This is a genomic window from Sphingomonas hankookensis (assembly GCF_001619955.1).
GTDB classification, from domain to species: domain Bacteria; phylum Pseudomonadota; class Alphaproteobacteria; order Sphingomonadales; family Sphingomonadaceae; genus Sphingomonas; species Sphingomonas hankookensis_A.
On record NZ_LQQO01000063.1, the window covers coordinates 1 to 25,995 of the forward strand.

Here is a 25,995-nt window from a genome sequence, read left to right on the forward strand (position 1 = left end):
TCGGTTCGAGCAGCTTCGAGCTTGTCGAGAAGCGTCAGTCGAGAACTTGGTCGCTCGGGACACCCCCTTCTCGACTTCGGTTCTCGACAGGCTCTAACCTGCGCTCGAAGCAAACGGTGGGTTTGGATGGATAAGGTTGTGGCGATCGGGTAGCGCCACCCCCCCCCCCGCCGGGGAGAGGGCTTTTAGGCGTCACCCGATCCGCTGCATCCAGCCGTGCGGGTCGTTGCTCCGCCCCCGCTGGATGTCGGTCAGCTGCTTGAGCAGCGCCTGCGTCCGCTCGCCGGGCTGGCCGTCGCCGATCTGGAAGCTGAAATCCGCCGACGATACCTTGCCGATCGGCGTCACGACGGCCGCCGTGCCGCAAGCGAACGCCTCGACCAGGCGGCCGCTGGCGGCATCGGCCTGCCACTCCTCGATCGAATAGCGTTCCTCGCGCACCGTGATCTCCTGATCGCGGGCCAGCGTCAGGATCGAATCGCGGGTGATGCCGGGCAGGATCGTGCCGGTCAGCGGCGGGGTGAGCATCGTGCCGTCGTCGAACACGAAGAAGATGTTCATGCCGCCCAGTTCCTCGACCCAGCGGCGCTCGGTCGCGTCGAGGAACACGACCTGATCGCAGCCCTGCCGGATCGCTTCCGACTGGGCGAGCAGGCTGGCGGCATAGTTGCCGCCGCACTTGGCATCGCCGGTGCCGCCGGGCGCGGCGCGGGTAAATTCCTTCGACACCCAGAGCGACACGCTCTTGGCACCGCCCGGCCAGTAATTGCCGACCGCCGAGGCGATCACGCAATAGAGATATTCGGCCGAGGGCTTCACGCCGAGGAACGTCTCGGACGCGATCATGAACGGGCGGAGGTAGAGCGCGCTGCCCTCGCCGGCCGGAATCCACTCGCGCTCGGCCAGCGTCAGTTCGCGGCACGACGCGACGAACAGGTCCTCGGGCAGCTCGGCCATGGCGAGGCGCTTGGCCGACCGCCGGAACCGGGCGGCATTCTGTTCGGCGCGGAACAGCGCGACGCCGCCATCGGGCAGCGTGTAGGCCTTCAGTCCCTCGAAGATTTCCTGCGCATAGTGGAGCACGGCGGCGGCCGGGTCCATGACGATCGGCGCGCGCGCGGTGATCTTCGCGTCGTGCCAGCCCTTGTCCTCCGACCAGCGGATCGTCGCCATGTGATCGGTGAATACCCGGCCAAAGCCCGGATTGACGATCCGCGCCGCCCGCTCGCTCGCCTCGACCGGGGTCGCATGGGGTTCGAAGGCGAAGCTCGGCTGCGTCATGGCGTCCTCTTGGATGAATGCTTGCGGAGGGGTAGGCCGGATGGCACAAATGGTCAACATGACTGCCCCATCTTCCGCGCAACCGATGACCGCATCCGCCCTGTTCCTGCGCGAGGCCGAGGTGCGACGCGGGATCGAGCTACTCTATTTCGGCTACAGCCACCTGACGCGCAGCATCGACGAGGAACTGTCCGCGCAGAATCTGGGGCGGGCGCATCACCGCGCGCTCTATTTCATCGCACGGCGGCCTGATCTGTCGGTCAGCGAATTGTTGCGGTTGCTGGCGATCACCAAACAGTCGCTCGGGCGGGTGCTGAACGACCTGTCGGCACGCGAACTGGTCGAAAGCCGGGCGGGCGACCGCGATGCACGGCAGCGGTTGCTGAAGCTGACGCCCGAGGGGCAGGCGCTGGAGGCCCGGCTGTACGAGATGCTGAACGCGAAACTGTCGCGCGCCTATTCGGGGGCGGGACAGGATGCGGTCAGCGGTTTCTGGGCCGTGCTGGAGGGGCTGATCCCGGCAGGGGACAAGGCTGCGGTGGCGGCGTTGGGGCGACCATGACTGCTGCACCGTCACCCCGGACTTGATCCGGGGTCCCGCTTCCTTTGGCACGGTTAGAAGAAGAAGCGGGACCCCGGGTCAAGCCCGGGGTGACGGGATCGCAAGTGGCTTAGCCCCGCGCAGCTGCGGCTATTTCCGCGTTGCGACGTTCGGATGCGGCGAGCGTGGCGCTGAGCAGCTGCTTAAGCGCATCGCCTTCGTCGAGCACGTTCAAGCCTTGCCGCGTCGATCCGCCGGGGCTGGCGACACGGTCGGCGAGCGTCGCAGGCGATACGTCCGACCCGGCGGCCATGGTCGCCGATCCCTGTACCGTGGCAATGGCGAGGCGTTGCGCCTGATCGGCAGGCAGGCCGAGAGCGGCACCGGCTGCTGCCAACGCGTCGATGAAGCGGAACACGAAACCCGGCCCGCAGCCCGACAGCGCCGTAACCGCGTCGAACAGCGCGGCGTCGTCGATCCATTCGACCAGCCCGAGCGGGGCCATCAGCGCGGCGGCGGTATCGCGGGCAGCCCGATCCTCCCCGTGCGAATGCAACGCCACGACCCCCTCCCCAATCGCGACCGGCAGGTTCGGCATGGCGCGGACGACGGTGGCGGCGTCGAACCGCCGCGCCAGCGCCGCCTCCTCGACCCCGGCAAGGATCGAGATCAGCAGCGGCACGCCGGCGATATGCGGCGCAAGGTCGGGCGCGACCTGATCGAGTTGTTGCGGCTTGATCGCCAGCACGACGACCGCCGGCGGCCCGTCCTGCGGGATCGCCGTACCATGGGTCACGCCCGCCGGCACCTCGCGCGGCGAGCGGGTGACGACGGTGATCGCCCTCGGATCGACGCCATCGGCGATCCACCGCTCCAGCATCGCCCCGCCCATATTGCCGCAGCCGATCAGCCACAGCGGTCCGGGCAGCGCGGTCATGCCTCGCCCTGCGTCTCGATCATCGACGCGGCGATCGCTTCCTTCGGCGACTTGCCGCCCCACAGCACGAACTGGAACACCGGGTAGAAGCGCTCGCATTCGTCGATCGCGGCGTCGATCATCATTTCCGCCTGATCGATGGTCAGCACCGGCTCCTCCGGCAGCATCGCGGCGTGGCGATACAGCAGGATGCCGCTCGACGACCACAGCTCGAAATGGCCGATCCACAGCTGTTCGTTGATCAGGCCGATCGTTTCATAGATCGCCCCGCGCCGTTCGTCGGCGACGCGGATGTCGGGCAGCGCGAGGAACTGCAGCACGCCGTCCTCGCCCCGCCAGATGGCGCGCAGCTCGAACTCGGTCCAGCTGCCCTTCACATGCGCGACGATCTCGTCGCCGTCGCGCTCATGCTTCCAGCCGTGCGCCGCGAAATAGCGCTCCAGCGTATCGATCGGCACGGCGTCGTCGCCGTCCTCTTCCACTTCGTCCAACATCATCCCCAAATCTTTAGCCGCTCGCGTGCCCGGCGTCACGCGTTACGGCGTGGGACCCGGGACGGCGGATCAGAGCGCGCCTTCGCCCGCCCCCGGCGCGTCGGGCGTGATCGGCTGCGCGGCCGGCGCGGTCTTGCCCTCCAGCGCGTCGAGCCGGGCGCGCAGCGCGTCGGCCTCGTCGCGGGCGGCGACGGCCATCGCCTTCACCACTTCGAATTCGTCGCGGCTGACGAAATCCATGCCGCCCAGGAAGGTCTTGGCACGTTCGCGCGCCGCAGCCTCGCCCTCGCGGGCCATGCCGGCAAGGGTCCCGGCGGCGCCGTTCACGAACTTGGCGAAATCGTCGAACAGGCGATTGTCGGACTGCATGGAAAATCCTTCCGGTTGGTCGGGCGCGACACGGCCCGCCCTTTCTCTAGAGCTTGATTTGGGTGGAATGGGCCGGCGGCACAAGGGTTTCCGCATCCGGATTGCGCCGGTCGATCTGCCAATTGAGCGCCGATGCGATCACCAGCCAGACCAGATAGGGCACCAGCAGCCACGCCGCGATCGGCCGAATGCGGCCGAAGGCGAAGGTGGTGGCAAGCGCGGTCAGGAACAGGGCGACGATCAGGTATAGCGCCAGTGTCACCTGATGCGCGCCGAAGAACAGCGGCGACCATATGAGGTTCATCGCCAGCTGCAGGGTGAACAGCGCGATCGCGATGCCGCGCCCCCGCGCCCCGCGTGCGTTGAGAACGACCGCCAGCGCGAAGCCCATCAGCAGGTACAGGATCGTCCAGACGACCGGGAATGCCCATTGCGGCGGGCGGATCGCCGGCAGGTCCAGCATCCGGTACCAGCCATTCGCATCCCCCGCGACGACCAGCTGTCCCGACGTGAACCCCAGCAAAAGGATTAACGGCACGCACACCACCGCGCGCCGCAGAAATCCTGATCGCAACTGCCACTTCGACGCGATCTCGTTCATCCCGTACCCCAGCCCCCACTGCGCACGCTGCGCTGCCGTTCAGGGCGCATTGCTTGCTGTGTGCGGTGCATCATTGCAAGCCAAAGCGGTCGATTCGGGGGCGTACGCACCGATCAGGAACTCGATATTGCCCTCGGGACCGGTAATTGGGCTGGGATCGACGCCCGCAACGCGCCAGCCAAGGCCGGTCAGCCAGTCGGCGACCGCGTCGCAGACCCGCGCATGGATCGCGGGGTCGCGCACCACCCCACCCTTGCCGACCTCGTCGCGGCCCGCCTCGAACTGCGGCTTGATCAGCGCCAGCAGCCGCCCGCCGGGCTTCACGAAGCCGAGCGGCACCGCCAGCACCTTGGCCAGCGCGATGAAGCTGGCATCGCACACCACCAGGTCGATCGGCTCGGGGATATGGGCGGGCGTCAGCAAGCGTGCGCTGAGCTGTTCATGGACGATCACTCGCGGGTCCTGTCGCAGCTTCCACGCCAGCTGGTTGGTGCCGCTGTCGACCGCATAGACCCGCGCCGCGCCGCGCGACAGCAGCACATCGGTAAAGCCCCCGGTCGACGACCCGACATCGATCGCCACCGCACCACCCACGTCCCAGCCGAAATGGTCGAGGCCGTGCGCCAGCTTGATCCCGCCGCGCGACACCCAGGGATGATCGCGTCCGCGCACGTCGAGCGTCGCGTCGGGCGGCAGTTGCTGGCCGGGCTTGTCCACCTTGCGGTCGCCGACGAACACCAGCCCCGCCATGATGAGCGCCTGCGCCCGCGTCCGGCTTTCGGCCAGACCGCGATCGACGAGCATCTGGTCCGCACGTTGCTTTGCCATGGCCCCGCATGGCGCGGCTTTCCGCCCGTCGCAACCCTTGATCGACTGGTCGATTGGCCATTGCCTATCGTTTAAGTAGGAATACATTGGCTGCAGGAAGTCGCCCGGACCCGATCCCTGTCCCTAAGCGTGGCCGGCGGCTTCCACCCTGTTGGAACACCCAAGAGCAGGAGCGCGATGATGGCACAGCTTTCGACTCCCCAGACCGGCCTGCCGACGGTGTTGACCGTGCCGGGCCTCAACGGTTCCGGCCCGTCGCACTGGCAGACATTGTGGGAGCAATCGCGGCCCGATACCGCGCGGGTCGAACTGGGCCTGTGGTCGCGGCCCTTGCGCAATGCATGGGTGACGAAGCTGGACCAGGCGATCCGGCAGGCGCAGGCGCCGGTGGTCCTCGCCGCGCACTCGCTCGGCTGCCTCGCGGTCGCATGGTGGGCGCAGCTGTCGGGCCAGCCCTATGGCTGGCCTGTGGCGGGCGCGTTGCTCGTGGCGCCGGCGGATGTCGATCGCCCCGGCGCGCCGGTCGAGTTGCAGGGGTTCGCCCCGACGCCGCGCTTCGCCCTGCCCTTTCCGTCGCTGGTCGTCGCATCGACCGACGACCCGTGGGTGTCGATCGAGCGGGCGCATTCGATGGCGGTCGATTGGGGCAGCCATTTCGTCGATGCCGGCGCGCAGGGCCACCTCAACGCCGCCAGCGGCATCGGCTGGTGGGAGGAAGGACAGGAACTGCTCGACCGGGTCATCGCTGCGTCGGGAGATGGCCATGGCCATGTCCGGTTGCCCTCCGAAGCGCGCTCTGTGCTGGCGGTGAACGCCACCGACGCAGCGCAGGGGCAGTTCCTGCGCTAGAGGAACGGGTTGCGGACCTCCAGCCGAGCATCGATGACCAGCCCGTGATGGAGGTCCTCGCTCCATAGCCGATCGCAACCCGCGGACAGCGCGGCGGCGGAGATCATGCTGTCGTAGATCGACAGGCGATAGCGTTCGGCGATGCGCAGGCCATCGCGGTGGATGGCATCGGTCAGGGGAACAATGTGCGGACACAGGACGCGCAACGCGGCAAGGGCGTCGTGGATTGCCGGCCATTCGTAGCGCAGCTTGCGCCGGGTAACGGTCGCAAACTCGTTGAGCGACTGCACGCTGATGATACCGCCGTCCGCCAGAAGCGACTGCGCGCGTATCGCCCTGTCATCGACGCCCAGCGCATAGACGAGAATGTTCGTGTCGAAGAACGCGACGCTCAACGCGCGTTCGCCTCCTCTCGATCGAATTTGTATCCGGGCGGGAGTGGCCGTGCCAACGCGCGCATCGCGGCAATTGCTTCGTCACGAGTCATTGGCGCAGGATCGCTGCTCCGCCGCACTTCGACGCTATCCCCTTCATGCAGCCCCAGCGTTTCGGCCACATCCTGCGGAATGACGATAGCGAGCTGGTCACCGATCTTTTCGACCTTCACCGCGCTTCTCCTTCGTCGGGCAAATTACGTCGATGCGGGGCGGCTGACAACCGACTGAAGATAGACCGCAAGGTCGCGAACGTCCTTCATCGGCGGCAGTTCGACCGGATTGGCTGGCGTCGGCATCACCAGCCCCAATCGCCACCAACTCGCCTCGACCAGATCCGCAACCTCTTCGTCATCGATCATCAGGAAGCGGGCGAAATCGTCGTCGGGATGGGGCACGACGCCCTGCCCATAATAAGGCGCGACCAGTTCGCGGGTCAGCGCGGCGATGGCCGGCGACACGCCGTTATCGGCGACCATCGCGTCGAAATCCGCCTCGCTCCACCCGGCGCGATACGCCCTGGCCGCGCGAAACTGCCGCCACATCCGCCAGTTGAACCAGGCGAGCGCGACCACCGCCAGCGCGATGATCGCCGCCGCCTTCTGTCCGCCGGTCATGCGCGGGCTTCGGCGGCTCCGCTCTCGTTCCAGCGCAGCGCCTGCAACACGGTGTCGACGATCTGCGGCGCGTTCAGGCCGGCCTCGTCATACTGTTTCTGCGGGCTGTCCTGATCCTGGAACGTATCGGGCAGGCGCATCGTGCGCAGCTTCAACCCGGCGTCGATCAGGCCGGAATCGCTGGCGAAGGTCAGGACATGGGCGCCTAGTCCACCAACCGCGCCTTCCTCGACGGTCACCGCGACCTCGTGCGTCGTCAGCAGGCGACGGATCAGCGCCTCGTCGAGCGGCTTGGCGAAGCGCAGGTCGGCGACCGTAGTCGACAGCCCCTTCGCCTCCAGCGCATCGGCGGCCTTCAGCGCCTCTTCCAACCGGGTGCCGAGCGACAGGATCGCGATCTTGCTGCCTTCGCGGACCAGCCGGCCCTTGCCGATCTCCACCTTTTGCGGAACCTCCGGCAGCGCGACGCCGACGCCGTTGCCGCGCGGATAGCGCACCGCGATTGGCCCGGCATCATATTCGGCGGCGGTATAGGTCATGTGGACCAGTTCCGCCTCGTCCGCCGCGGCCATCACCACCATGTTAGGCAGGGTAGCGAGATAGGTCACGTCGAAGCTGCCGGCATGGGTAGCACCATCCGCCCCGACCAGCCCGGCGCGATCGATCGCGAAGCGGACCGGCAGGTTCTGGATACAGACATCGTGCACGACCTGGTCGTAGGCGCGCTGCAGGAAGGTCGAATAGATGGCGCAGAACGGCCGCATCCCCTGCGCGGCGAGGCCGGCGGCGAAGGTGACGGCATGTTGTTCGGCGATACCGACGTCGAAGAACCGGTCGGGATGTTCCTTGCTGAACCGGTCGAGCCCGGTGCCCGAGGGCATCGCGGCGGTAATCGCGCAGATGCGGGTGTCGCTGTCCGCCAGCTTGCTCAGCGTATGGCCGAACACATTCTGGTACTGCGGCGGGCCGGCCGGCGCCTTGACCTGCGTGCCGGTGATGACGTCGAACTTCTGGACGCCATGATATTTGTCGGCTGCCGCCTCGGCCGGGGCATAGCCCTTGCCCTTCTTGGTCACGACATGGACCAGGATCGGGCCTTCCGCCGCGTCGCGGACATTTTCGAGGACGGGGATCAGATGGTCGAGATTGTGACCGTCGATCGGACCGACATAATAGAAGCCCAGTTCCTCGAACAGGGTGCCGCCGGTCGCCATGCCGCGGGCGAATTCGTCGGTCTTGCGCGCGGCGGTGTGCAGCGGGCGGGGCAGCTTGCGCGCCAGTTTCTTCAACGCATCGCGGATGCCGAGGAATTCGCGGCTCGACACGATGCGCGACAGATAGGCGGACAGGCCACCGACCGGCGGCGCGATCGACATGTCATTGTCGTTGAGAATGACGACCAAACGGTTGCCCGCCTGTTCGGCGTTGTTCATCGCCTCATAGGCCATGCCCGCCGACATCGCGCCGTCGCCGATCACGGCGATGCCCTTGCCCGGCGTGCCGGCGATCTTGTTGGCAACCGCAAAGCCCAACGCCGCCGAGATCGAGGTCGAGCTGTGCGCCGCACCGAACGGGTCGTATTCGCTCTCCGACCGCTTGGTGAAGCCCGACAGCCCGCCGCCCTGGCGCAGCGTGCGGATGCGATCGCGGCGGCCGGTCAGGATCTTGTGCGGATAGCATTGGTGACCGACGTCCCACACCAGCCGGTCGGCGGGCGTGTCGAACACATAATGGATCGCGACGGTCAGTTCGACAACGCCGAGGCCCGATCCGAGATGCCCGCCGGTCGTACCGACCGCGCTGATCGTTTCCTGTCGCAGTTCGTCGGCGAGTTGCCGCAAATCTTCCGGAGCCAGCTTGCGAAGGTCGGCGGGCGTCTGAACGGTGTCGAGCAGCGGGGTGCTAAGTGGATCGGCCATCGGGCCTGCCTAGCGCAGGCGGAACCCACTGTCGATTGCCGGTACGCGCAAGGTCCGACAAACTCGGCACGTCCTTCAGTTCAGGTTCAATTCTGCGCGCAATCTGCACAGGTTCCGCGCACTTCGATGACCGGACGTACCGGCTTGAACCCGGCACCCGATGCGGCGGCGCGGACGGTCCCGGTGATCTTGTCGTCATCGATATGCGTCGTCTGTCCGCATTGGTCGCAGACCAGGAAGATGCAGTCGTGGACGCAGTCGGGATGGGTGTTCGCTAGATAGGCGTTGGCGCTTTCGACCCGGCGGGCAAGGTTGGCGTTCACGAACAGGTCGAGGATGCGGTAGACGCTGTTCGGCGCGACCCGGCGACCCTGCGCCTTCGACACCGCATCGGCGATGTCATAGGCCGAGGCGGGTTTGTCGAACGAGGCGAGCACATCGAAGATGCTGGCACGCATCGCCGTCCATTGTTCACCGGCGCGAATCAGCGCGGCTTCCGCCGCCTTGTTCCATGCGGTCCCGTGATGTTCGTGATGTTCGTGCGCCATGCCAGCGAGATAAGCGTGCGCGGGGCCAGCGGCAAGCCGGTCAGCAACCCGCCCGGCGGTTGAGGTGATGGCCGAGCGCCAGCAGGCCGACACCGCTCAGCGTCGCCAACGCCTCCGGCACGCCATGCGGCAGGGTCAGCGCCATCGCCATGATCGCCAGCCCCGCCCCGCCGATCAACGTCGGCAGCTTGTGGCCGTGGCGCCAATAGCCCGCGCCCAGCGCGACAGTGCCGAGCAGCACGGCGAGCAACAGCCCGACTTCATGGATCGCGGGATGCAGCAAGGTGCCGCCGACCGAGGCGAGCAGCGCCATGACCGCGATGGTCGTGACGCAATGCACCGCGCACAGCCCGGACAACAGGATGCCGAACCGATCGAGTCGGCCTTCGTGCAACCAGGAGCGGGCGGCGGTGCTGCGCATCGCCACCCTATGCCCCGGATTGCGCGAAGTTACAACATATCGTTTCATGGGACCGATAACGCGGTTCGGACGATCGGGTTCGATCGCCGGACGAAATCGCTGATATTTCAGCGTTTGCGCTTCACCATCAGGTCCGGCTTCGCAGGCGGCGTCCAGCCGGCCGGCGGCTCGACCCGCTGCCGGCTGGTGCCCAGCCCCATCGCGCCGGGCTGCTGCCGCGTCAGCCCGGCGGTGTCCGCCGCCTGCGCCGCATCCGGTTCGGCACCGCCGCGCAACAAGGTGATCCGGTCGCGCAGCCGCGACGCGGTTTCGAAGTCCATCGCCGCGGCGGCGGCTTCCATCTGCGCGCGCAGGGTTTCGATCGTGTCGGTCATCCGGCATCAACGCACGACGCCGGTCGACGGATCATTGCCAGTCGAACGCCAGCGGCGCTTCACGAAAGGCGAAGCGGTCGAGATGCCGGGCGACGGCCCCCTTCAACCCATCCAGCTGTTCGGCGGACGTCGCGTCGATCCGGACGTTCAGCGCGTCGGCCCGGGCATCGAACGTCACCAGCGCGTCACCGGGATGGCTGGCGCCGCGCGCATCCTTCGGAAAGACGACGGTGCCATGATCGGCGTCGAACTCGACCGTCAGATTATGTTGCCAGTGCTTGCACAGCTGCTGGAGGTAGCGGCTGGCATGCGCGGTCGGCACCGCCGCCTGGGTCGTGCAATCATTCATAGACGTTCTACCTTCTGGGCCGCCTCGTCGAGGATCGCGGCGATGGCGTGGAGCGTGTCGGTGTCAACTTCCGGCCCGGCGAGGCGATGATGCAGCGCGGCGCGCAGATTGGCCCGGGCGCGGTGGATCGGCCCGGCGTCGGTCCGGGCGCGATGTTCGCCCAGCGCCGTCAGCCGCGCGAACAGGTCACCGACCTGCTCGGCATCCTGCGCCAGTTGCGTGGTGCCGGCCTCGGTCACCGCGAACAGCTTGCGCGTACCCTCGCTCGCCTGTTCCTCGATCAGCCCCATGTCGGTCAGCAGCGTCAGCGTCGGATAGACGACACCGGGGCTGGGCGCATAGGCACCGCCGGTACGCGCTTCGACCGCACGGATCAGGTCATAGCCGTGGCGCGGCGCCTCGGCGATCAGCGCCAGCAGCACCAGCTTCAGCTCGTCCCCGCCCAGCACCCGTCCGCGCGGTCCGCCGCCATGGCGACCGCCGCGACCGCCATGCCCCGGTCCGCCGGTCCATGACGCATATCCCATTCCAAATCGCATATTCATTCTCCGATATATCTTGTCCTTTAAGATATATCTCGAAATAGCTTTTGCAAGGGCGTTTCGCGTAACTTTCGCAACCCCTATATTCCGCTCATGTCCGACCTGTTCGCCGACTTCGCTCCCCCTACGCCCCAGGCCCCGGTCGACGGACCGCTTGCCGACCGACTGCGCCCGACCACCCTGGCCGAAGTCGTCGGACAGGATCACCTGACCGGCCCCGAAGGCGCGATCGGGCGGATGGTCGCGGCGGGCAAATTGTCGTCGATGATCCTGTGGGGACCGCCCGGCACCGGCAAGACGACCATCGCCCGCCTGCTCGCCGACGCGGTCGGCCTGCGCTATGCCCAGATTTCCGCCGTCTTTTCCGGCGTCGCAGACCTGAAAAAGGTCTTCGCCGAAGCGCGCGAACATGGCCGGCTGGGCCGCAAGACACTGCTGTTCGTGGACGAAATCCACCGCTTCAACCGCGCGCAGCAGGACGGTTTCCTCCCCTATGTCGAGGACGGCACGGTCACGCTGGTCGGCGCCACGACCGAAAATCCGTCCTTCGAACTGAACGCGGCATTGCTCAGTCGGTCGCAGGTGCTGATCCTGCACCGGTTGGGCGCCGATGCGCTGAACGAATTGCTGGCGCGCGGCGAGGCACTCGAAGGGCGCCCCCTCCCCCTCGACGACGCGGCCCGCGCGGCGCTGGTGGCGAGCGCCGATGGCGACGGGCGCTTCCTGCTCAACCAGGCGGAGACGCTGTTCTCGATCGAACTGCCCGAACCGCTCGATCCCGCCGGGCTGTCGGCGCTGCTGCAACGCCGCGTCGCGGTGTACGACAAGGACCGCGAGGGGCATTACAACCTGATCTCCGCGCTCCACAAATCGCTGCGCGGATCGGACCCTCAGGCGGCGCTCTATTACATGGCGCGGATGCTGACCGCGGGCGAGGAACCGCTCTACGTCCTGCGCCGGCTGACCCGCTTTGCCAGCGAAGACATTGGTCTCGCCGACCCGCAGGCGCTGGTGCAATGCCTCGCCGCCAAGGACGCGTACGAGTTTCTCGGCAGCCCCGAAGGCGAACTGGCGATCGTGCAGGCGTGCCTCTACCTCGCCACCGCGCCCAAATCGAACGCCGCGTACAAGGCGCAGAAGGCCGCGTTCAAATCGGCGCGCGAGACGGGATCGCTGATGCCGCCGCCCTCGATCCTGAACGCACCGACGCGGCTGATGAAGGATATCGGCTATGGCAAGGGCTATGCCTATGACCACGACCATCAGGACGGCTTTTCCGGTGCAAATTACTGGCCCGAGGAGATGACGCCGGCGCGCTTCTACGAACCGACCGGGCGCGGGTTCGAACAGCGGATCGCCGAGCGGATGGCATGGTGGGACGAACGGCGGCAGACGTCGTGAAGGACTGGGCGGAGGTCGTCGCCGCCGGGCTGGCGCTGCCCGGCGTGGAACTGGGCACCAGCTATGGCCAGCCGGCGCTGCGCTTCCGGAACGGCACGCTCGCCGGCACCACCGCGCCCGATCCGGGCAGTTTCGTGCTGCATGTCGCGCTGGCGGAAAAGGACGTGCTGCTCGATACCGATCCGGCGATCTTCTGGCAGACCGATCATTATCGCGACTGGCCGGCGATCCTCGTGCGTTACGGCACCGATGCGCGCGACCGTATCGCACTGCTGCTGGAACGGGCATGGTGGGACCGGGCGACGCTGCGCCAGCGGCGCGACCGGGGCGAGCGACCCTGACGCGGCGCTTTACCTGGTTCGCCGCGATCGACTGGTCGGGACAGGCGGTCGCGCGCCCGGCGGGGCTGGCGGTGGCGGAGGTGGGCGACGGCGGCCCGGCGCTCGTCGCACGCGACGGAGGATGGTCGCGGGAAGGAATCCTCGACTGGCTGACCATGCTCGCCGACACCCAAGCGGACATGCTGATCGGGCTGGACCTGTCGCCCGCCCTGCCCTTTGTCGATGCCGACAGCTATTTCCCCGGCTGGACGGAATCGCCGACCGATGCACGCGCCTTGTGGGCGATGGTCGAGCGACGCGCGGCGGACGATCCGCATCTGGCGGCGACGTCGGCGGTCAACGATGCCGAGCTGTCGCGCCATTTCCGCCGCCATCGCGCCTGCGGCGACCTGTTCGGGCAGGGCCGCGGACGATTGCGGCTGTGCGAGGAACGGCAACGCGCCGCCGGCTTTTCGCCGACCAGCTGCTTCAACCTGGTCGGCGCGGCGCAGGTCGGCAAATCGAGCCTGACGGGCATGCGGGTGCTGCACCGATTGGACGGGCGGATACCGGTCTGGCCGTTCGATCCGGTGCCGGAGACCGGACCGGTCCTCGTCGAAATCTACACGACCATCGCCGCACGGGCCGCCGGGGTGCGTGCCGGGCGGAGCAAGCTGCGCGATGCGGAACAGCTGGATGCAGCGCTGGCGGTACTGGGCAGTCCGCCGCATGTACCCTCGCCACGCTATGACGATCATGCCACCGATGCGCTGCTCGGCGCCGCATGGCTGCGGGCGGTGGCGCACGATCCGGCGCTCTGGTCGCCACCGGCATTGTCGGCGCAGGTCGCGCGGACCGAAGGCTGGACCTTCGGTGTGGTTTGAGATTGTGGTTCGACCCGCCGCTTGGTAGACGGCACGCGGCGTGCCCCGTTACGTTAATGGTAAACGGCTTCCTTTGTAACGAAGAGACGCGGGTTCGATTCCTGCACGGGGCACCAGCCGCCGCTTCGCTGCCTAGTTCAGACTCGCGCGCAGCCTTCCCGCCACATCCTCCAGCGTGACGCCGGCCAGCTGGTCCTGTCCCTCGCCTGCGCGCAGGACGGTCGCGATGTTCAGCATGATCTGCGTCACATGGTCGATCGACTGCAGCCCGGTCAGGTGCCGGCGTAGCGTGGCTTCGTCGCTGCCCAGTTCGAACGCCAGCTCGCCGAGCAGGCGCGAGGCCCGCTCCAGCTCGCCGGCCAGCGCCTCGCCCAGCGCGGGCGAGGCCGGGGGAAAGGCGACCCCGCTCATTTCGAACACAGCTTCAGCACGCCGGCGGCCAGCCCATCGGCCGGAACCGGCTGGGTCACCATGCCTCGCGACAGGGTATGGCCGCCGCCGCTTTCCGCCGGGGCAAAGGCATAGCCGCCCGCGCCCAGCATCGCCTTCAGCCCGCCGCCGCCATCTTCGCTGCTGTCGAGGAACAGGACGCCGGCCGCGTTCGACCCGGCAGCCTTGGCGGCGGCGGCGAACAGCAGCGAGATCGACGGACGCTCGCCCGCCACCGGATCGCGCGCCAGCAGGCGCAGCTTGCCCGAGGGCCAGGCATCGACGACGAGGTGATGGTCGCCCTGCGGCGCGAAATAGATCGTGCCCTGTTCGATCGCCATGCCGTCCTGCGCGACCACGACCTTGGGCGCGACCTGCGATCCGAGCTTCTCGACCATCCCCTCGACCAGCCCCGGCCCCAAATGCTGCACGACGATCGTCGGCGGGCAGTTGGGCGGGAATTGCCCGAACAGGTTGAACAGCGACGCCGTGCTCGACGCATCGCCGCCCACCACCAGCAGGCGACCGTTCCAGTCGATCGGCCGCGCGGCCGATGCGACCTTGGGCACCTTGACCGGCGCGTTGCGCGCCGACTTGATGCGCTTGCCCAGCTTCGCGATGATCGCGTTCAGTTCGGCCGGCGCCGCGACGCGCGGCTTGGGCAGGCAGTCGATCGCGCCCAGGCGCAGCGCCTCGATCGTCTCGCCCGCGCCATCGGTGGTGCGGGTGGAGAACATGATGACCGGCATGGGCTTCGATTCCATGATCTCGGCCAGATATTCGATGCCGCTCATCCCCGGCATTTCGACGTCGAGCGTCATCACGTGCGGCTTGAGCGACGCGACCATCGAGCGCGCCTCCTCGGCGCCATCGGCCAGTCCGACGACCTCCACGCCCGGAATCCGTTCGAGCGCCCCGGAAATGAGCGCGCGCATGGTCAGGGAGTCGTCGACGACAAGGACCTTCGTGCTAGCAGCCATGATGTGATTGTCCCAAAAAGATTACGCGGTACGTCAGGCGGCTTCGGCGACCGGCTGGTCGACCAGTCGGTCGAGCGCCAGCACCAGGATCATGCGATTGTCGATCGTCGCCAGCCCTTCGAGGAAGCGCGACGCTTCGGTATCGCCCATGTCGGGCACCGGCTGCATCGCATCGGGGTGGATCGACACGATGTCGTTCACCGCATCGACGATGATGCCCTGCAGCTGTTCGCCGATCCGCACGACGATGATGACGTGGCGGGCCGACGGATCGGTCACGCCCCAGTTCAGCCGGTGGCGCAGGTCGAACACCGGCAGCACGACGCCGCGCAGGTTCACGACGCCGCGGACATAGGGCGGCACGTTGGGCAGCGGCGTGGCCGGCGACCATGCGCGGATCTCGCGGATCGCCATGATGTCGACGCCCAGGATCTGGTCGCCCAGCTGAAAGGTGATGAGTTGGCGGGACATGGGTGGTTCCTTGATCGCGCTATAGGGTCAGTGCATGACGCGCCGGATCGCGGCGGCCAGCTTTTCGGGGTGGAACGGCTTCACGATCCAACCGGTAGCACCGGCATCGCGCGCGCGCTGCTTCTTTTCGTCCGAACTCTCGGTCGTCAGCACCAGGATCGGCAGGCTGCGACGCCCCTGCCCGCGGACTTCGGCGATCAGGCCGAACCCGTCCATGCGCGGCATGTTGATGTCGGTAATCAGCAGGTCGGGCTGGAACCCGTCCAGCTTTTCCAGCGCATGGACGCCGTCCTCGGCCTCCACGACGCTGTATCCCAGATCGGTCAGCGCGACCCGCAGCAACATCCGCATGCTGGGCGAATCGTCGACGGTCATGATCGTCTTGGCCACGGTAAGAGGCTCCCTCGGTGCAAATTCGGTCATCAGAAAAACTCCACGTCGCCGACGGCGGCGGGCGGCGGCGGGGATGCCCGCACGATAATGGGCGGGGCGGCGGAATCGACGACCGAGCGGCATCGTGCCAACCCGACCGCCGCCCGGAATTCGACCCGGCGCGCCTGCGTGCCGCCCACATCCTCACCCACCAGCGCGATGCGTTCGTCGCGCAGGAAGCTGCGGGCAAAGGCGATGTTGGCGCCGCCGATATCGCGAAAGCCGGCCCGCATCGTCGCTCCGCCAAAGATCCGCGCGCGCATCCGCGACCGCGCGGCGCCACGCGCCAGCATCGCGTTGATCAGGACTTCCATCGCATAGACGCCATAGCGCTGCATCGACGCTTCGTCGGACGCATTGCCCTCGGCCAGCAGGTAATGGTTGATCCCGCCGATCTGCGCGATCGGATCGAAGAAACAGGCCGCGACGCAGCTGCCGAGGACGGTGGTCAGCACGACGTCGCGTTCGTCGCTGACCTTCGTCTCGCCCTGCGCGACGGTCACCCGGCGCAGCCCGTCGCGGGTCGCCAGCGCACTCATGCGGCACATTCCGCAAGCAGGCGCGCGGCGATCCGGCGCAGCGGCAGCTGCTCGGCGACCGCACCGATCTGGTGCGCGATCGCGGGCATGCCATAGACGACGCTCGTCGCCTTGTCCTGGCCGAAGGTCATCGACCCGCAGCCACGCATCGCCTTCATCCCCTCCGCGCCGTCGCAGCCCATGCCGGTCAGGATCGCGGCGGTCGCATCGCGGCCGGCGAGCCGCGCGACCGAATGGAACAGCCGGTCGACCGACGGGCGATGACCGTTGACCTTGTCACCCTCGACCAGCCGGCAATGGCGCCGGTCGCCCGACCCGCCGATCTCCATGTGCCGTTCACCGCCCGGCGCCAGATAGACCTTGCCCACCGCCAGCGGCGCGCCGGCGCGGGCTTCCTCGACGGTCGGCGCGCACAGGCGGTTGAGCCGTGCGGCGAAGCTGGGGGTGAAGGTCGCCGGCATGTGCTGGACGATGACAGTCGGCGGGCAGTTCGCCGGAAAGCCCGACAGCAGTTCGATCAATGCCTCGACGCCGCCGGTCGACGCACCGATCGCGATCATCGCACCGGGTCGCGGCGTGTAGCTCGCGCGTTCCTGCACCGGCGGCGCGGTGCGGACCGCGGCAGGACGCGCCGCCGGCCGCGACGATGCCGCCGCGCGGACCAGTTCGGTCAGCTCCGACGTGCACGCCGGATCGGTTCCGGCCATCAGCCGCGTCTTGTCGAAACAGTCGAACGCGCCGCGTTCCAGCGCGGTCAGGCTGGCCTCCGCCCCTTGCGCGGTCAAGGTCGACAGCATCACCACCGGCGTCGGGCGCAGGCGCATTAGCCGTTCGAGGAAGTCGAGCCCGCTCATGCCCGGCATCTCGACGTCCAGCGTCACGACATCGGGGTCGAGCGCCTTGATCTGGGCGCGCGCCTCGTCGGCGCTGGCGGCGGTGCCGACGACCTCGATCGCCGGATCGGCCAGCAGCCGACGCCGGATGATCGCCTGCATCGCCATCGAATCATCGACGATGAGGGTGCGGACGCTCATGCGGCGATCTTCTGATAGGCGGTGCGGCCGATGCAGCGGAACTTGTCCTGTACCGCGCCGATCAACCGCTCCGAATGACCGATATAGAGCATCCCCCCAACCTCCAACCGCTCGCCGAGCCGCGCCAGCAGGCGTTCCTTGGTCGGCTCGTCGAAATAGATCATGACATTGCGACAGAAGATCGTGTCGAACCGCCCCTTCATCGGCCAGTCGCCGAGCAGGTTGAGCGGGCGAAACGCGATCGCGTCGCGAAGGACCGGATCGACGACCAGCTGGTCGCCGTCCCCCCCGGTCCACACGGAACGCAGCGACGCGGGTACGGTCCGCATCGTATCCTTCGAATAGCGACCCGCGCGTGCGGTGTTGAGCACGCTGGGCGACACGTCGGTCGCCAGCATGCGCAGATCGGTCTTCAGAAGTCGTTGGGCGGCGGCGCGGTCGTTGCCGAACATCGCCATCAGCCACGAATAGGGCTCTTCCCCGCTCGAACACGCCGCCGACCACAGCCGGACCCGGCCGCCCTTGGCCAGGCGGTCGGCGAGCGGCGGCCAGATCCGCTCCACGAAATCCTCGAAATGATGGTTTTCGCGAAAGAAGCTGGTGTGGTTCGTCGTCAGTGCGTCGATCGCCCGGCCGCGCTCTTCGGCATCGCGCCCGATATGCGCGACATAGTCGGCAAAGCTCGTCAGCCCGCACGCGCGGACGCGCGGCGCGATACGGCCATAGACCAGCTGCGCCTTGCCGTCGGGCAGCAGGATGCCGACCTCGTCATACACCAGTGCCGCGATGGCACGGTGGTCGCTCGCCTGGAATTCGAATTCCCGCGCGCGGCTGTCGGCAAGGGCGGCGGCCCGGGTCATGCGGCCAGCGCCGCCGACGGACGGTTGGCGAAACGGCCGCGCGTGGTAAGCGCATCGACATCGGCGATCAGCGCGACGCGCCCGTCGCCCAGGATCGTCGCCCCGGCCACGCCGTCGATCGCCTGATAATTGGCTTCCAGGCTCTTCACGACGACCTGCCGCTGATCCTGGATCGTGTCGACCAGCAGCGCGGCCTGGCCATGGTCGCCCTCGACCACGATCAGCACGGCGTCGGTCGGATTGCGCTCCGCGCCCTCGATGCCGAGATAGTCGGCGATGCGCAGTACGGGCACATAGGAGCCGCGCACGTCGAGCACCGTCCCGTCCGGCCCCAGCCGGCTGAGAGTCGTTTCGTCGGGCCGCAGGCTTTCGACAATATGGCCGAGCGGAATGACGAAAGTCTGCGCCCCCACCGTCACGATCATGCCGTCGAGCACCGCCAGCGTCAGCGGCAGGCTGAGCGAGAAGCTCGACCCGAAGCCTTCGCGCGACTGGATGCCGATGCGGCCGCCCAGCGCCTGGATGTTCTTGCGCACCACGTCCATGCCGACGCCGCGCCCCGACACGTTGGTGATCGCCGCCGCGGTCGAGAAACCGGGCGCGAAGATCAGGTTATCGATCTCTTCGTCGCTCAACACCGCGTCGGGCAGGATGATGCCCTTCTCGATCGCCTTGCCCTTGACCCGCGCCCGGTTGATCCCCTGCCCGTCATCGGCGACGGTGATGACGATGCGGCCCGACTGATGCGCGGCCGACAGGCGCACGACCCCTTCGGCCGGCTTGCCCGCCGCGACGCGGACGTCGGGCATTTCGAGGCCATGGTCGACCGCGTTACGGATCAGGTGGGTCAGCGGCTCGCCGATCCGCTCGACCACGGTCTTGTCGACCTCGGTCATCTCGCCATCGACCTCCAGGCGGACGCGCTTGCCGGTCTCGCCCTCCAGTTCGCGGACGATACGCGGGACGCGGCTGAACACCGTCTTCATCGGCTGCGCACGGATCGCCATCGTCGACTCCTGCAACTCGCGCGTCAGGTGCTCGAGGTCGCTCAGCTCCGAAATGCCGCCCATCTGGTTTTCCGCCAGACGCTGCGCCAGCATCGCCTGGGTAATCACCAGCTCGCCGACCAGGTTGACCAGCCGGTCGAGCTTGTCGAGATCGACGCGGATCGTCTGTGCCGCCGGCGCGGCGGGTGCGGACGGCGGGGCGGCGCGTGCCGCGGCCTTCGCCTCGACCGGCTCCTCCGCCACCGGCACAGGGGCCGGTGCGGGAGCCGGCGCAGGTGCGGGCGGCGGCGGTGCGGCGACCACCACTTCCTCGACCACCGCGACCGGTGCCGGCGTGGGTGCCGATTCAACCGAATCGAGCAGGTCGAACAGCGCATCGACGCTGTCCTCGGCCATCGCCGGTTCGGCATCGCCGCGGGTCAGCGCGATCGCGGTCGGATCGCCGAATTCGAACACCGCGCGGATATCGTCCTCGGCGACGCTGGCGGGCAGCGCCACGTCCCACGCCAGATAGGCGCATTCGGTATCCATCGTGTCGAGCGGGGGCAGCGCGGAACGGTCGCAGGCGGTGACCTTTCCGCCCAGCATCGTCAGTTCGCGCAGCAGCAGCAGCGGTTCGGCGCCATGTTCGAACCCCTTGGGCCCCGGCGTGTAGCGCAGGCGCCAGCCATTGGCCGCATCCGCCCCGTCCTCCGACTGGGCGACATCGCCCAGCATCGACATCAGGTCGTCGAAATCGTCGGAAATCTCGACCGCCGGGACCGCTTCGGCAACGGGTGCGGCCGCCTTGGGGGCGGCGCCGCCGCCCGCCGCCGCTTCCAGCCGTTCGAGCATCGCCGCGTCGGCCGGCGGCGTGTCGCCGTCGCGCGCCGCCGCGACATGGTCGGCCAGCATGTCGAACGCGCCGACCACCACGTCGAGCAGCGCGGGCGTCAATTCCAGCGTGCCGTTCCGGATCAGGTCGAGCAGCGTTTCATACTGGTGGGTATAGGCCTGCAACCGCTCGTGACCGAACGCCCCCGCCCCGCCCTTGATCGAATGGACGCAGCGGAAGACGCCGTTGATCGTCTCCGAATCGCGGTCGCCGTCGCGCAGCGCCGCGAAGTTGCTCTCCATCGCGGCGAGGCCTTCCTCGCACTCCTGGAAGAAGATTTGCTGGATTGCGTCGAGGTCCATGGGGTTCGCTCCCGATTCAGGCGGCGATGAGGGTGTCGAGGGCCGCCAGCGTCGCCATGTCGGCGAACACCGGGCTCGCGCCGACGATGCGGAAATCCTGGCCGGCTTCCTCGGCCGCGGCCTCGGCGGCGGCGAGGACCTGCAGACAGGCCTGCCCGATCCGCTCCACGGCCGATGCGTCGATCTGGATCGGCTGGCCGGTGCCGACCGCGTCGCGCAGCGTCTGGCGCAGCGGGGCGGCGGCGGGGGTGTCGAGCACGGCTGGAAGGGCGATGGTCATGGGATTTCCCGGGATAAGATGGTCGCTGGCGGTGGCGCGGATCAGAATTCGGTCCAGTCGTCATCGCTGACGACGGTCGCGACGGCGGCGCCACCGCCGGCCGCGGCGACCTTGCGACGGGGCGGCGGAGCGGTCATTTCGCGGCTGACCTGCGCCACGCGTGCCTGGAGGCGGTGGACGGCGCTCTGGGTCGGTGCAGACCGGACCGAAGCCGCCATCGACGCCGCACGGCCATGGGCGGCCAGCGTGAAGCGGTCGACCTGACGCGCCAGTTCCTGCGCCTCTTCGGCGAGGCTGCGGGCGGCGGCGGTGGCCTGTTCGACCATCGCTGCGTTCTGCTGCGTCACGCCGTCCATTTCATTGACCGCCGTGTTCACCTGCTGAAGGCCGGTGGCCTGCTGATCGGCGGAGGTCGCGATGGTGCCGACCAGCGTGCTGATCTCGCCGATGCGACCGATGATGCGTTGCAATGCCTTGCCGGTCTCGCTCACCAGCTCGACGCCGGTCGCGACCTGTTCGGACGATGCGTTGATCTTCGCCTTCACGTCCTTGGCGGCATCCGCCGAACGCTGGGCCAGTGCACGCACTTCGGACGCGACGACGGCAAAGCCCTTGCCAGCATCGCCCGCGCGGGCCGCTTCGACACCGGCGTTCAGCGCCAGCAGGTTGGTCTGGAATGCGATGCCGTCGATGACGGTGATGATGTCGCCGATCTCGGCCGAGGCGCGTTCGATGCCGTTCATCGCATCGACCGCGCGGCGCACGACGTCGCCCGATTGTTCGGCCTCGTCGCGGGTCTCGCTGACGACGGTATGGGCGCGGGTCGCCCCGGCGGCCGTCTCGCGCACCGTACCGGTGATCTGGTCCATCGCCGCGGCGGTCTGCTCCAGGCTCGCGGCCTGCTGCTCGGTCCGCTGCGACAGGTCGTCCGATGCCTGGCGAATGTCGTTGGCGCCGTTGTTGATGCCGTCGGTCGCCTGGCGCACCGCCGCCAGCACTTCCGACACCGCGTCCATCGCCGCGTTGAAATCGATGCGCAGGCGTTCGTAGTCGGCGGGGAAAGTATCGTGGATGCGATAGCTGACATCGCTGGCCGCCAGCCGCGACAGCCCCTCACCCAGCTGCGTGACGAGCAGTTGCTGGGCGAGCGTCGCATCCTTCACGACCTGGCCATTGGCGCGGAACACTTCCATCGCACGCGCCATCCGGCCGATGCAGTCGCGATAGTCGGTATGTTCGATCGGGCTGGTCAGGTCGCCCGCGGCAATCCCTTCCATCCGAACAACCGAATCGACATAGGGATCGCAGACCGCGCTACGGAACACCACCGACATCACGACGGTCAGAACGAGCGCCGCACCCGCCAGTCCGAGCAGGAGGGGCGTCGGCGCCATATCGGACAGTGCGGCCGCTGTCGTCGCGACCGGCACGGCCGCCAGCAGCGCGTAGACGCTGCCCATGATAAGAAACTTTTGCCGGATCGGGGCGTGCTTGCGGAACGAGGGCGTCATTCAATTGCTCCAAACGACCAGTGCGACGTCCCCCCCGGGCGGCATGTTCGCTTGCCTGCCGGTGTAGGGCAGCTCGTATAATTTCTGGTTAACGACGCTTTCGGGCGGTTTCCGCCGGCAAATCCGATCATGCCCGACAATCCTGCCAAATATCGGATACTGGATATTATCCAGCTATTCCATGATGTTATCCGATTTCCCGAATTGACAACGCTGGACAGATTGGTAGCGTTACCACGACCGGACATTCCGGCGACATGATGGGCGGGCCGAACCGCACCACGTTCAGGGGAGTTTTCGCATGAGAGGCCATCTTCTCGGCAATCTGGCGCGCAGCGCTTCGGGCATCGCGATCGCCGCGCTGCTCATCACGCCCGGCATCGCCGCCGCGCAGACCGACGATACCGCCGCCAATGCCCAGCCGGGTGCCACCGAAGGCGCCACCGGCAGCACCGTCCAGCAGACCGGACAGCACCCGGCGCAGGAAGGTGACGAAATCGTCGTCACCGGCATCCGCGCCTCGCTCAACCGCGCCATCGATATCAAGCGCAACTCGGCCGGCGTCGTCGACGCGATCAGCGCAGAGGATATCGGCAAGTTCCCCGACACCAACCTCGCCGAGTCGCTGCAGCGCATCACCGGCGTGTCGATCAATCGCGTGAACGGCGAAGGATCGCAGGTTTCGGTCCGCGGCTTCTCCGGCGGCTTCAACCTCGTCACGCTGAACGGACGCCAGTTGCCCGCGTCCAACGTCGACACCAGCGGTGCGGGCGATTTCGCCCGCGGCACCGGCCGCTCGTTCGACTTCCAGAACCTGGCCTCGGAAGGCGTATCGGCGCTGGAGGTGTACAAGACCGGCCGCGCGTCGATCCCTTCGGGTGGTATCGGCGCGGCGATCAACGTCGTCACCCGCAAGCCGCTGGAATCGCGCGAGGACGGCGTGACCGGATCGTTCGGCGCAAAGGCGCTGCACGACGTGAGCACGATGCAGGGCGAAGGCGCCCGCGTCCTTCCCGAAGTGTCGGGCCTGATGAGCTGGCGCAACGACGCCCGCACCTTCGGCCTGTCCGTGTTCGGCAGCTATCAGCGCCGCGACAGCACCTCGGCCCAGAGCGCACCCAATTATTTCACCGTGGTCCCGACCGCCGATGTGCTCAATCCCGCTGGCCCGTATGTCAACGGCCAGACCCAGATCGAGAACCGGCCGACCACGCCGTTCACGCTGATCCCCAACGACAGCCGCTACCAGTTCTCCGAAAACAAGCGCGAGCGTATCAACGGCCAGGCCGTGTTGCAGTTCGCGCCGACCGAAGGGCTGACCTTCACCGCCGACGCGCTGTTCGCGCAGAACCGGCTGGAGGAGCAGCGCAGCGAGCAGACCAACTGGTTCAACCGCCCGTTCGGCCGCATCGTCTTCAACGGCAACGACGTGATCGCCACGCCCGATTTCATCTCGGAATCGATCAACGGCGTGAAGGACCAGGGCTTCGAACAGCAGTTCCGCGCCACCAAGACGCAGCTTCAGTCCTATGGCCTGAACGGCAAGTGGCAGATGACCGACACGCTGTCGCTGAACCTCGATGGCTATCACGCCGTCTCGCGTTCCACCCCCGATGCGCCCAACGGCACCTCGGCCACATTGGTGTCGCTCGGCGCACCGGTGATCGACAGCCAGGCGATCGACTATAGCAGCGGCTTCCCCCGCGTGACGCAGACGATCAACGACCGCATCAACGGCAACGGCAACGGCGTGCTCGACATCGGCGATCTCGGCACGCAGATCGCCCGCACCAACGCCGCGACGCAGCGGCAGCGGATCAACGGCGGTCGCGCCGATCTCGGCTGGGATCTGGGCGGCGGCAGCCGCTTCGATTTCGGCGGTACGTACACCGATTCGGTCATGACCAGCGCGCGGGTGCAGACGCAGCAGCAGCTGGGCGACTGGGGCATCACCGATCCGGGCATCGTGCAGCGCCTCGCGTCGAACGTGGTCAAGACCTTCTGCCTCGACTGCAAGTTCGACCGCTTCAACACCGCCGACGTCAAGCGCACCGCCTTCCGCGGCAACGCCGTCGTGCTGAACGACATCTTCTCGAACTTCTACGCCGCCAACCCGATCAACACGACCGCCAATGATTACGACCGCGTCGGCGAAACCGTGTGGGGCGTGTACGGCCAGATCACGTGGAAGGGCGAGATTGCCAGCCGCACCGCCAACCTGCTGTTCGGCACGCGCTACGAAGAGACGAAGGTCCGCTCGACCGCGTTGCAGGCAACCCCGTCGGCGATCAAATGGGATGCCGACAACGACTTCTCGTCGGTGATCTCCAACTCGGTGTCGACCGTGTCGCAGCGGGGCAATTACCAGAATTTGCTGCCCGCGATCGACTTCAACATCGAGGTGTTCGACAATTTCGTCGCCCGCGCCTCGGCCAGCCGCACGCTCGCCCGGCCGGATTACGGCAACCTGTTCGCGTCGACCACCGCTGGTGCGCCGACCCGTCCAACGGCACTGGGTGGCCGTCCGACCGGCAACTCGGGCAATGCCGGGCTGCTGCCGCTGGTTTCCGACAATTTCGACCTGTCGGTGGAATGGTATTACAAGCCGTCGAGCTATGTCTCGGTCGGCTTCTTCGACAAGCGGGTGCGCAACTTCATCGGCACGGGCGTGTTCAACCGCACCCTGTTCGACCTGCGCGATCCGTCGTCGGGCGCCGCCGGCACCCGTTCGGGCATTGCCGCCGACCGGCTGCGCGCGCTCGCCGCCGACCTCAGCGACGTCAACCTGTTCACCTATACCGCGCTGCTCCAGCAAAATGGCGGCAACACGGCGCAGGCGGATGCGACGTTCCAGGCGAACCGCAACGCCGGCGGTGCGCTGAACCAGGGGTTCGTCGACTCGATCCTGCAGGCGGTCGACATTTACGGCAACACGCAGGACCCGCTCTACAATTTCGCGGTGTCGCAGCCGGTCAACAACCGCGACGGCCATATCTATGGCTTCGAGCTGGCCGGACAGCATTTCTTCGGCAATACCGGCTTCGGCGTGCAGGCGTCGTATACCAAGGTGTATGGCGACGTGAATGCCGACATCGCCGCCGACCCCAGCGTCAACGTGTTCGCGCTGACCGGTCTGGGCGACAGCGCCAACGGGTCGATCATCTACGACAAGAGCGGCCTGTCGGCGCGCGTGACGTACAACTGGCGCGACAAGTTCCTCGCCGCGACCAATCAGGGCGACAGCCGCAACCCGCTGTTCGTCGCGCCGTTCGGTACGCTCGACTTCAACATCAGCTACGACCTGAACGACCGCATGGCGCTGTCGATCGAGGGCGTGAACCTGACCAGCGAGCCGCTGGTGCAATATGGGCGCGATCGCAACGCGCTGGTGTTCGCACAGGAACTGAAGCCGCGCTTCCTGCTGGGCGCGCGCTACCGGTTCTGATGCCGGCCAAATGACTGGAAAGGCCAAATGATTGAAAAGGGGCGTCCTTTGCGAAGGATGCCCCTTTTCATCATGCCGCATTGCCCTACCCTGCCGCACGCTTAACGAAAGGTCCGCGTGTC

Annotated in this window: 31 protein-coding genes and 1 tRNA gene; 7 read left to right on the plus strand and 25 right to left on the minus strand. The window is 67.4% G+C overall.

What is annotated here, in order from left to right; translation table 11 throughout:
• Positions 1-192: 192 nt before the first annotated feature.
• Positions 193-1,281 (minus strand): branched-chain amino acid aminotransferase, encoded by a 1,089-nt coding sequence (locus tag AVT10_RS16675; RefSeq protein WP_066694098.1) that lies wholly within the window; start codon positions 1,279-1,281, stop codon positions 193-195.
• 85 nt (positions 1,282-1,366) lie between these two features.
• Here AVT10_RS16675 and AVT10_RS16680 point away from each other — a divergent pair, with 85 nt between their 5' ends.
• On the plus strand, positions 1,367-1,843 hold the full coding sequence (locus AVT10_RS16680; protein ID WP_232308064.1) for a MarR family winged helix-turn-helix transcriptional regulator: 477 nt from the start codon (positions 1,367-1,369) through the stop codon (positions 1,841-1,843).
• 109 nt (positions 1,844-1,952) lie between these two features.
• Here the strand turns inward: AVT10_RS16680 and proC are convergent, their stop codons facing one another.
• The 5 genes from proC to AVT10_RS16705 all read right to left on the minus strand — a co-directional run bounded on the left by proC (position 1,953) and on the right by AVT10_RS16705 (position 5,051).
• Positions 1,953-2,759: a pyrroline-5-carboxylate reductase gene (gene proC, locus AVT10_RS16685; protein WP_066694104.1), complete on the minus strand. Its 807-nt coding sequence runs from the start codon at positions 2,757-2,759 to the stop codon at positions 1,953-1,955.
• Positions 2,756-3,256: a YbjN domain-containing protein gene (locus tag AVT10_RS16690; protein ID WP_066694106.1), complete on the minus strand. Its 501-nt coding sequence runs from the start codon at positions 3,254-3,256 to the stop codon at positions 2,756-2,758. Before AVT10_RS16690 ends, proC begins: the two co-directional genes overlap by 4 nt.
• A 66-nt stretch (positions 3,257-3,322) precedes the next feature.
• Positions 3,323-3,622 (minus strand): accessory factor UbiK family protein, encoded by a 300-nt coding sequence (locus AVT10_RS16695; protein ID WP_066694108.1) that lies wholly within the window; start codon positions 3,620-3,622, stop codon positions 3,323-3,325.
• A 46-nt stretch (positions 3,623-3,668) separates the two neighbouring features.
• Entirely contained in the window at positions 3,669-4,223 is a 555-nt protein-coding gene (locus AVT10_RS16700; RefSeq protein WP_066694110.1) for a TspO/MBR family protein, read from the minus strand.
• Between the two features lie 39 nt (positions 4,224-4,262).
• Positions 4,263-5,051: a TlyA family RNA methyltransferase gene (locus tag AVT10_RS16705; RefSeq protein WP_198158625.1), complete on the minus strand. Its 789-nt coding sequence runs from the start codon at positions 5,049-5,051 to the stop codon at positions 4,263-4,265.
• Between the two features lie 180 nt (positions 5,052-5,231).
• Between AVT10_RS16705 and AVT10_RS16710 the strand changes: the two genes are divergently transcribed.
• Positions 5,232-5,900, plus strand: a complete 669-nt coding sequence (locus AVT10_RS16710) for an RBBP9/YdeN family alpha/beta hydrolase (protein WP_066694544.1) — start codon at positions 5,232-5,234, stop codon at positions 5,898-5,900.
• On the opposite strand, the gene AVT10_RS16715 is transcribed toward AVT10_RS16710, so the two are convergent.
• From AVT10_RS16715 to AVT10_RS16755, 9 genes are all read right to left on the minus strand, one after another.
• Positions 5,897-6,295: a PIN domain-containing protein gene (locus tag AVT10_RS16715; protein ID WP_066694113.1), complete on the minus strand. Its 399-nt coding sequence runs from the start codon at positions 6,293-6,295 to the stop codon at positions 5,897-5,899. The genes AVT10_RS16710 and AVT10_RS16715 overlap by 4 nt on opposite strands.
• A complete protein-coding gene (locus tag AVT10_RS16720; protein ID WP_066694115.1) occupies positions 6,292-6,507 on the minus strand; it encodes an AbrB/MazE/SpoVT family DNA-binding domain-containing protein in 216 nt (71 codons plus the stop codon). The genes AVT10_RS16715 and AVT10_RS16720 overlap by 4 nt, the downstream gene beginning before the upstream one ends.
• Positions 6,508-6,531: 24 nt before the next feature.
• Positions 6,532-6,951, minus strand: a complete 420-nt coding sequence (locus AVT10_RS16725; RefSeq protein WP_066694117.1) for a hypothetical protein — start codon at positions 6,949-6,951, stop codon at positions 6,532-6,534.
• Complete coding sequence (dxs, locus tag AVT10_RS16730) at positions 6,948-8,870, minus strand: 1-deoxy-D-xylulose-5-phosphate synthase (protein WP_066694118.1); 1,923 nt, start codon at positions 8,868-8,870, stop codon at positions 6,948-6,950. Before dxs ends, AVT10_RS16725 begins: the two co-directional genes overlap by 4 nt.
• Positions 8,871-8,956: 86 nt before the next feature.
• A complete protein-coding gene (locus tag AVT10_RS16735) occupies positions 8,957-9,418 on the minus strand; it encodes a Fur family transcriptional regulator (protein WP_066694123.1) in 462 nt (153 codons plus the stop codon).
• Positions 9,419-9,458: 40 nt separating this feature from the next.
• A complete protein-coding gene (locus AVT10_RS16740) occupies positions 9,459-9,839 on the minus strand; it encodes a MerC domain-containing protein (protein WP_066694550.1) in 381 nt (126 codons plus the stop codon).
• A 107-nt stretch (positions 9,840-9,946) separates the two neighbouring features.
• Positions 9,947-10,213, minus strand: coding sequence for a UvrB/UvrC motif-containing protein (locus AVT10_RS16745; RefSeq protein ID WP_066694125.1), 267 nt, complete (start codon positions 10,211-10,213; stop codon positions 9,947-9,949).
• Between the two features lie 31 nt (positions 10,214-10,244).
• Complete coding sequence (locus AVT10_RS16750) at positions 10,245-10,562, minus strand: DUF2218 domain-containing protein (RefSeq protein WP_066694128.1); 318 nt, start codon at positions 10,560-10,562, stop codon at positions 10,245-10,247.
• A complete protein-coding gene (locus AVT10_RS16755; protein ID WP_066694552.1) occupies positions 10,559-11,101 on the minus strand; it encodes a PadR family transcriptional regulator in 543 nt (180 codons plus the stop codon). Before AVT10_RS16755 ends, AVT10_RS16750 begins: the two co-directional genes overlap by 4 nt.
• A 96-nt stretch (positions 11,102-11,197) precedes the next feature.
• Between AVT10_RS16755 and AVT10_RS16760 the strand changes: the two genes are divergently transcribed.
• From AVT10_RS16760 to AVT10_RS16775, 4 genes are all read left to right on the plus strand, one after another.
• Positions 11,198-12,505, plus strand: a complete 1,308-nt coding sequence (locus AVT10_RS16760; protein ID WP_066694131.1) for a replication-associated recombination protein A — start codon at positions 11,198-11,200, stop codon at positions 12,503-12,505.
• A complete protein-coding gene (locus AVT10_RS16765; protein ID WP_126013665.1) occupies positions 12,475-12,846 on the plus strand; it encodes a hypothetical protein in 372 nt (123 codons plus the stop codon). The genes AVT10_RS16760 and AVT10_RS16765 overlap by 31 nt, the downstream gene beginning before the upstream one ends.
• The gene (locus tag AVT10_RS16770) at positions 12,792-13,709 is read left to right on the plus strand and encodes a hypothetical protein (protein WP_066694137.1); all 918 of its coding nucleotides are present in this window, start codon (positions 12,792-12,794) and stop codon (positions 13,707-13,709) included. Before AVT10_RS16765 ends, AVT10_RS16770 begins: the two co-directional genes overlap by 55 nt.
• 42 nt (positions 13,710-13,751) lie before the next feature.
• Positions 13,752-13,825, plus strand: a tRNA-Thr gene (locus AVT10_RS16775).
• Positions 13,826-13,841: 16 nt separating this feature from the next.
• Here AVT10_RS16775 and AVT10_RS16780 read toward each other — a convergent pair.
• The 10 genes from AVT10_RS16780 to AVT10_RS16825 are packed head-to-tail and all read right to left on the minus strand — an operon-like array spanning position 13,842 to position 22,428.
• Positions 13,842-14,120, minus strand: coding sequence for a hypothetical protein (locus AVT10_RS16780; RefSeq protein WP_066694140.1), 279 nt, complete (start codon positions 14,118-14,120; stop codon positions 13,842-13,844).
• Complete coding sequence (locus AVT10_RS16785) at positions 14,117-15,118, minus strand: chemotaxis protein CheB (protein ID WP_232308065.1); 1,002 nt, start codon at positions 15,116-15,118, stop codon at positions 14,117-14,119. Before AVT10_RS16785 ends, AVT10_RS16780 begins: the two co-directional genes overlap by 4 nt.
• Positions 15,119-15,151: 33 nt before the next feature.
• A complete protein-coding gene (locus AVT10_RS16790) occupies positions 15,152-15,589 on the minus strand; it encodes a chemotaxis protein CheW (protein WP_066694144.1) in 438 nt (145 codons plus the stop codon).
• Positions 15,590-15,616: 27 nt separating this feature from the next.
• Positions 15,617-15,979: a response regulator gene (locus tag AVT10_RS16795; protein ID WP_066694146.1), complete on the minus strand. Its 363-nt coding sequence runs from the start codon at positions 15,977-15,979 to the stop codon at positions 15,617-15,619.
• 32 nt (positions 15,980-16,011) lie between these two features.
• Positions 16,012-16,560, minus strand: a complete 549-nt coding sequence (locus AVT10_RS16800; RefSeq protein WP_066694148.1) for a chemotaxis protein CheD — start codon at positions 16,558-16,560, stop codon at positions 16,012-16,014.
• Entirely contained in the window at positions 16,557-17,594 is a 1,038-nt protein-coding gene (locus AVT10_RS16805; RefSeq protein ID WP_066694151.1) for a protein-glutamate methylesterase/protein-glutamine glutaminase, read from the minus strand. The genes AVT10_RS16800 and AVT10_RS16805 overlap by 4 nt, the downstream gene beginning before the upstream one ends.
• A complete protein-coding gene (locus AVT10_RS16810; protein ID WP_066694154.1) occupies positions 17,591-18,454 on the minus strand; it encodes a CheR family methyltransferase in 864 nt (287 codons plus the stop codon). The genes AVT10_RS16805 and AVT10_RS16810 overlap by 4 nt, the downstream gene beginning before the upstream one ends.
• Complete coding sequence (locus AVT10_RS16815; RefSeq protein ID WP_066694157.1) at positions 18,451-20,637, minus strand: chemotaxis protein CheA; 2,187 nt, start codon at positions 20,635-20,637, stop codon at positions 18,451-18,453. The genes AVT10_RS16810 and AVT10_RS16815 overlap by 4 nt, the downstream gene beginning before the upstream one ends.
• Before the next feature lie 16 nt (positions 20,638-20,653).
• Positions 20,654-20,917 carry an STAS domain-containing protein gene (locus AVT10_RS16820; protein ID WP_232308066.1) on the minus strand — a complete coding sequence of 88 codons (264 nt, stop codon included), beginning with the start codon at positions 20,915-20,917 and terminating at the stop codon, positions 20,654-20,656.
• A gap of 41 nt (positions 20,918-20,958) precedes the next feature.
• The gene (locus tag AVT10_RS16825; protein WP_066694159.1) at positions 20,959-22,428 is read right to left on the minus strand and encodes a methyl-accepting chemotaxis protein; all 1,470 of its coding nucleotides are present in this window, start codon (positions 22,426-22,428) and stop codon (positions 20,959-20,961) included.
• A 301-nt stretch (positions 22,429-22,729) separates the two neighbouring features.
• Between AVT10_RS16825 and AVT10_RS16830 the strand changes: the two genes are divergently transcribed.
• Positions 22,730-25,873, plus strand: a complete 3,144-nt coding sequence (locus tag AVT10_RS16830; RefSeq protein ID WP_084401832.1) for a TonB-dependent receptor — start codon at positions 22,730-22,732, stop codon at positions 25,871-25,873.
• Positions 25,874-25,995 lie beyond the last annotated feature (122 nt).

Excerpts from the sequence above, each read along its gene's own strand:
- AVT10_RS16695 (WP_066694108.1), bottom strand. The coding sequence starts at position 3,622 with ATGCAGTCCGACAATCGCCTGTTCGACGATTTCGCCAAGTTCGTGAAC.
- AVT10_RS16745 (WP_066694125.1), bottom strand. The coding sequence starts at position 10,213 with ATGACCGACACGATCGAAACCCTGCGCGCGCAGATGGAAGCCGCCGCC.
- AVT10_RS16675 (WP_066694098.1), bottom strand. The coding sequence starts at position 1,281 with ATGACGCAGCCGAGCTTCGCCTTCGAACCCCATGCGACCCCGGTCGAG.
- AVT10_RS16760 (WP_066694131.1), top strand. The coding sequence starts at position 11,198 with ATGTCCGACCTGTTCGCCGACTTCGCTCCCCCTACGCCCCAGGCCCCG.
- dxs (WP_066694118.1), bottom strand. The coding sequence starts at position 8,870 with ATGGCCGATCCACTTAGCACCCCGCTGCTCGACACCGTTCAGACGCCC.
- AVT10_RS16810 (WP_066694154.1), bottom strand. The coding sequence starts at position 18,454 with ATGACCCGGGCCGCCGCCCTTGCCGACAGCCGCGCGCGGGAATTCGAA.
- AVT10_RS16790 (WP_066694144.1), bottom strand. The coding sequence starts at position 15,589 with ATGTCCCGCCAACTCATCACCTTTCAGCTGGGCGACCAGATCCTGGGC.
- AVT10_RS16700 (WP_066694110.1), bottom strand. The coding sequence starts at position 4,223 with ATGAACGAGATCGCGTCGAAGTGGCAGTTGCGATCAGGATTTCTGCGG.
- AVT10_RS16710 (WP_066694544.1), top strand. The coding sequence starts at position 5,232 with ATGGCACAGCTTTCGACTCCCCAGACCGGCCTGCCGACGGTGTTGACC.
- AVT10_RS16815 (WP_066694157.1), bottom strand. The coding sequence starts at position 20,637 with ATGGACCTCGACGCAATCCAGCAAATCTTCTTCCAGGAGTGCGAGGAA.
- AVT10_RS16735 (WP_066694123.1), bottom strand. The coding sequence starts at position 9,418 with ATGGCGCACGAACATCACGAACATCACGGGACCGCATGGAACAAGGCG.
- AVT10_RS16805 (WP_066694151.1), bottom strand. The coding sequence starts at position 17,594 with ATGAGCGTCCGCACCCTCATCGTCGATGATTCGATGGCGATGCAGGCG.
- AVT10_RS16780 (WP_066694140.1), bottom strand. The coding sequence starts at position 14,120 with ATGAGCGGGGTCGCCTTTCCCCCGGCCTCGCCCGCGCTGGGCGAGGCG.
- AVT10_RS16800 (WP_066694148.1), bottom strand. The coding sequence starts at position 16,560 with ATGAGTGCGCTGGCGACCCGCGACGGGCTGCGCCGGGTGACCGTCGCG.
- AVT10_RS16740 (WP_066694550.1), bottom strand. The coding sequence starts at position 9,839 with ATGCGCAGCACCGCCGCCCGCTCCTGGTTGCACGAAGGCCGACTCGAT.
- AVT10_RS16770 (WP_066694137.1), top strand. The coding sequence starts at position 12,792 with ATGGTGGGACCGGGCGACGCTGCGCCAGCGGCGCGACCGGGGCGAGCG.
- AVT10_RS16755 (WP_066694552.1), bottom strand. The coding sequence starts at position 11,101 with ATGCGATTTGGAATGGGATATGCGTCATGGACCGGCGGACCGGGGCAT.
- proC (WP_066694104.1), bottom strand. The coding sequence starts at position 2,759 with ATGACCGCGCTGCCCGGACCGCTGTGGCTGATCGGCTGCGGCAATATG.
- AVT10_RS16830 (WP_084401832.1), top strand. The coding sequence starts at position 22,730 with ATGAGAGGCCATCTTCTCGGCAATCTGGCGCGCAGCGCTTCGGGCATC.
- AVT10_RS16680 (WP_232308064.1), top strand. The coding sequence starts at position 1,367 with ATGACCGCATCCGCCCTGTTCCTGCGCGAGGCCGAGGTGCGACGCGGG.
- AVT10_RS16725 (WP_066694117.1), bottom strand. The coding sequence starts at position 6,951 with ATGACCGGCGGACAGAAGGCGGCGGCGATCATCGCGCTGGCGGTGGTC.
- AVT10_RS16785 (WP_232308065.1), bottom strand. The coding sequence starts at position 15,118 with ATGGCTGCTAGCACGAAGGTCCTTGTCGTCGACGACTCCCTGACCATG.
- AVT10_RS16690 (WP_066694106.1), bottom strand. The coding sequence starts at position 3,256 with ATGATGTTGGACGAAGTGGAAGAGGACGGCGACGACGCCGTGCCGATC.
- AVT10_RS16765 (WP_126013665.1), top strand. The coding sequence starts at position 12,475 with ATGGTGGGACGAACGGCGGCAGACGTCGTGAAGGACTGGGCGGAGGTC.
- AVT10_RS16820 (WP_232308066.1), bottom strand. The coding sequence starts at position 20,917 with ATGACCATCGCCCTTCCAGCCGTGCTCGACACCCCCGCCGCCGCCCCG.
- AVT10_RS16825 (WP_066694159.1), bottom strand. The coding sequence starts at position 22,428 with ATGACGCCCTCGTTCCGCAAGCACGCCCCGATCCGGCAAAAGTTTCTT.
- AVT10_RS16750 (WP_066694128.1), bottom strand. The coding sequence starts at position 10,562 with ATGAATGATTGCACGACCCAGGCGGCGGTGCCGACCGCGCATGCCAGC.
- AVT10_RS16705 (WP_198158625.1), bottom strand. The coding sequence starts at position 5,051 with ATGGCAAAGCAACGTGCGGACCAGATGCTCGTCGATCGCGGTCTGGCC.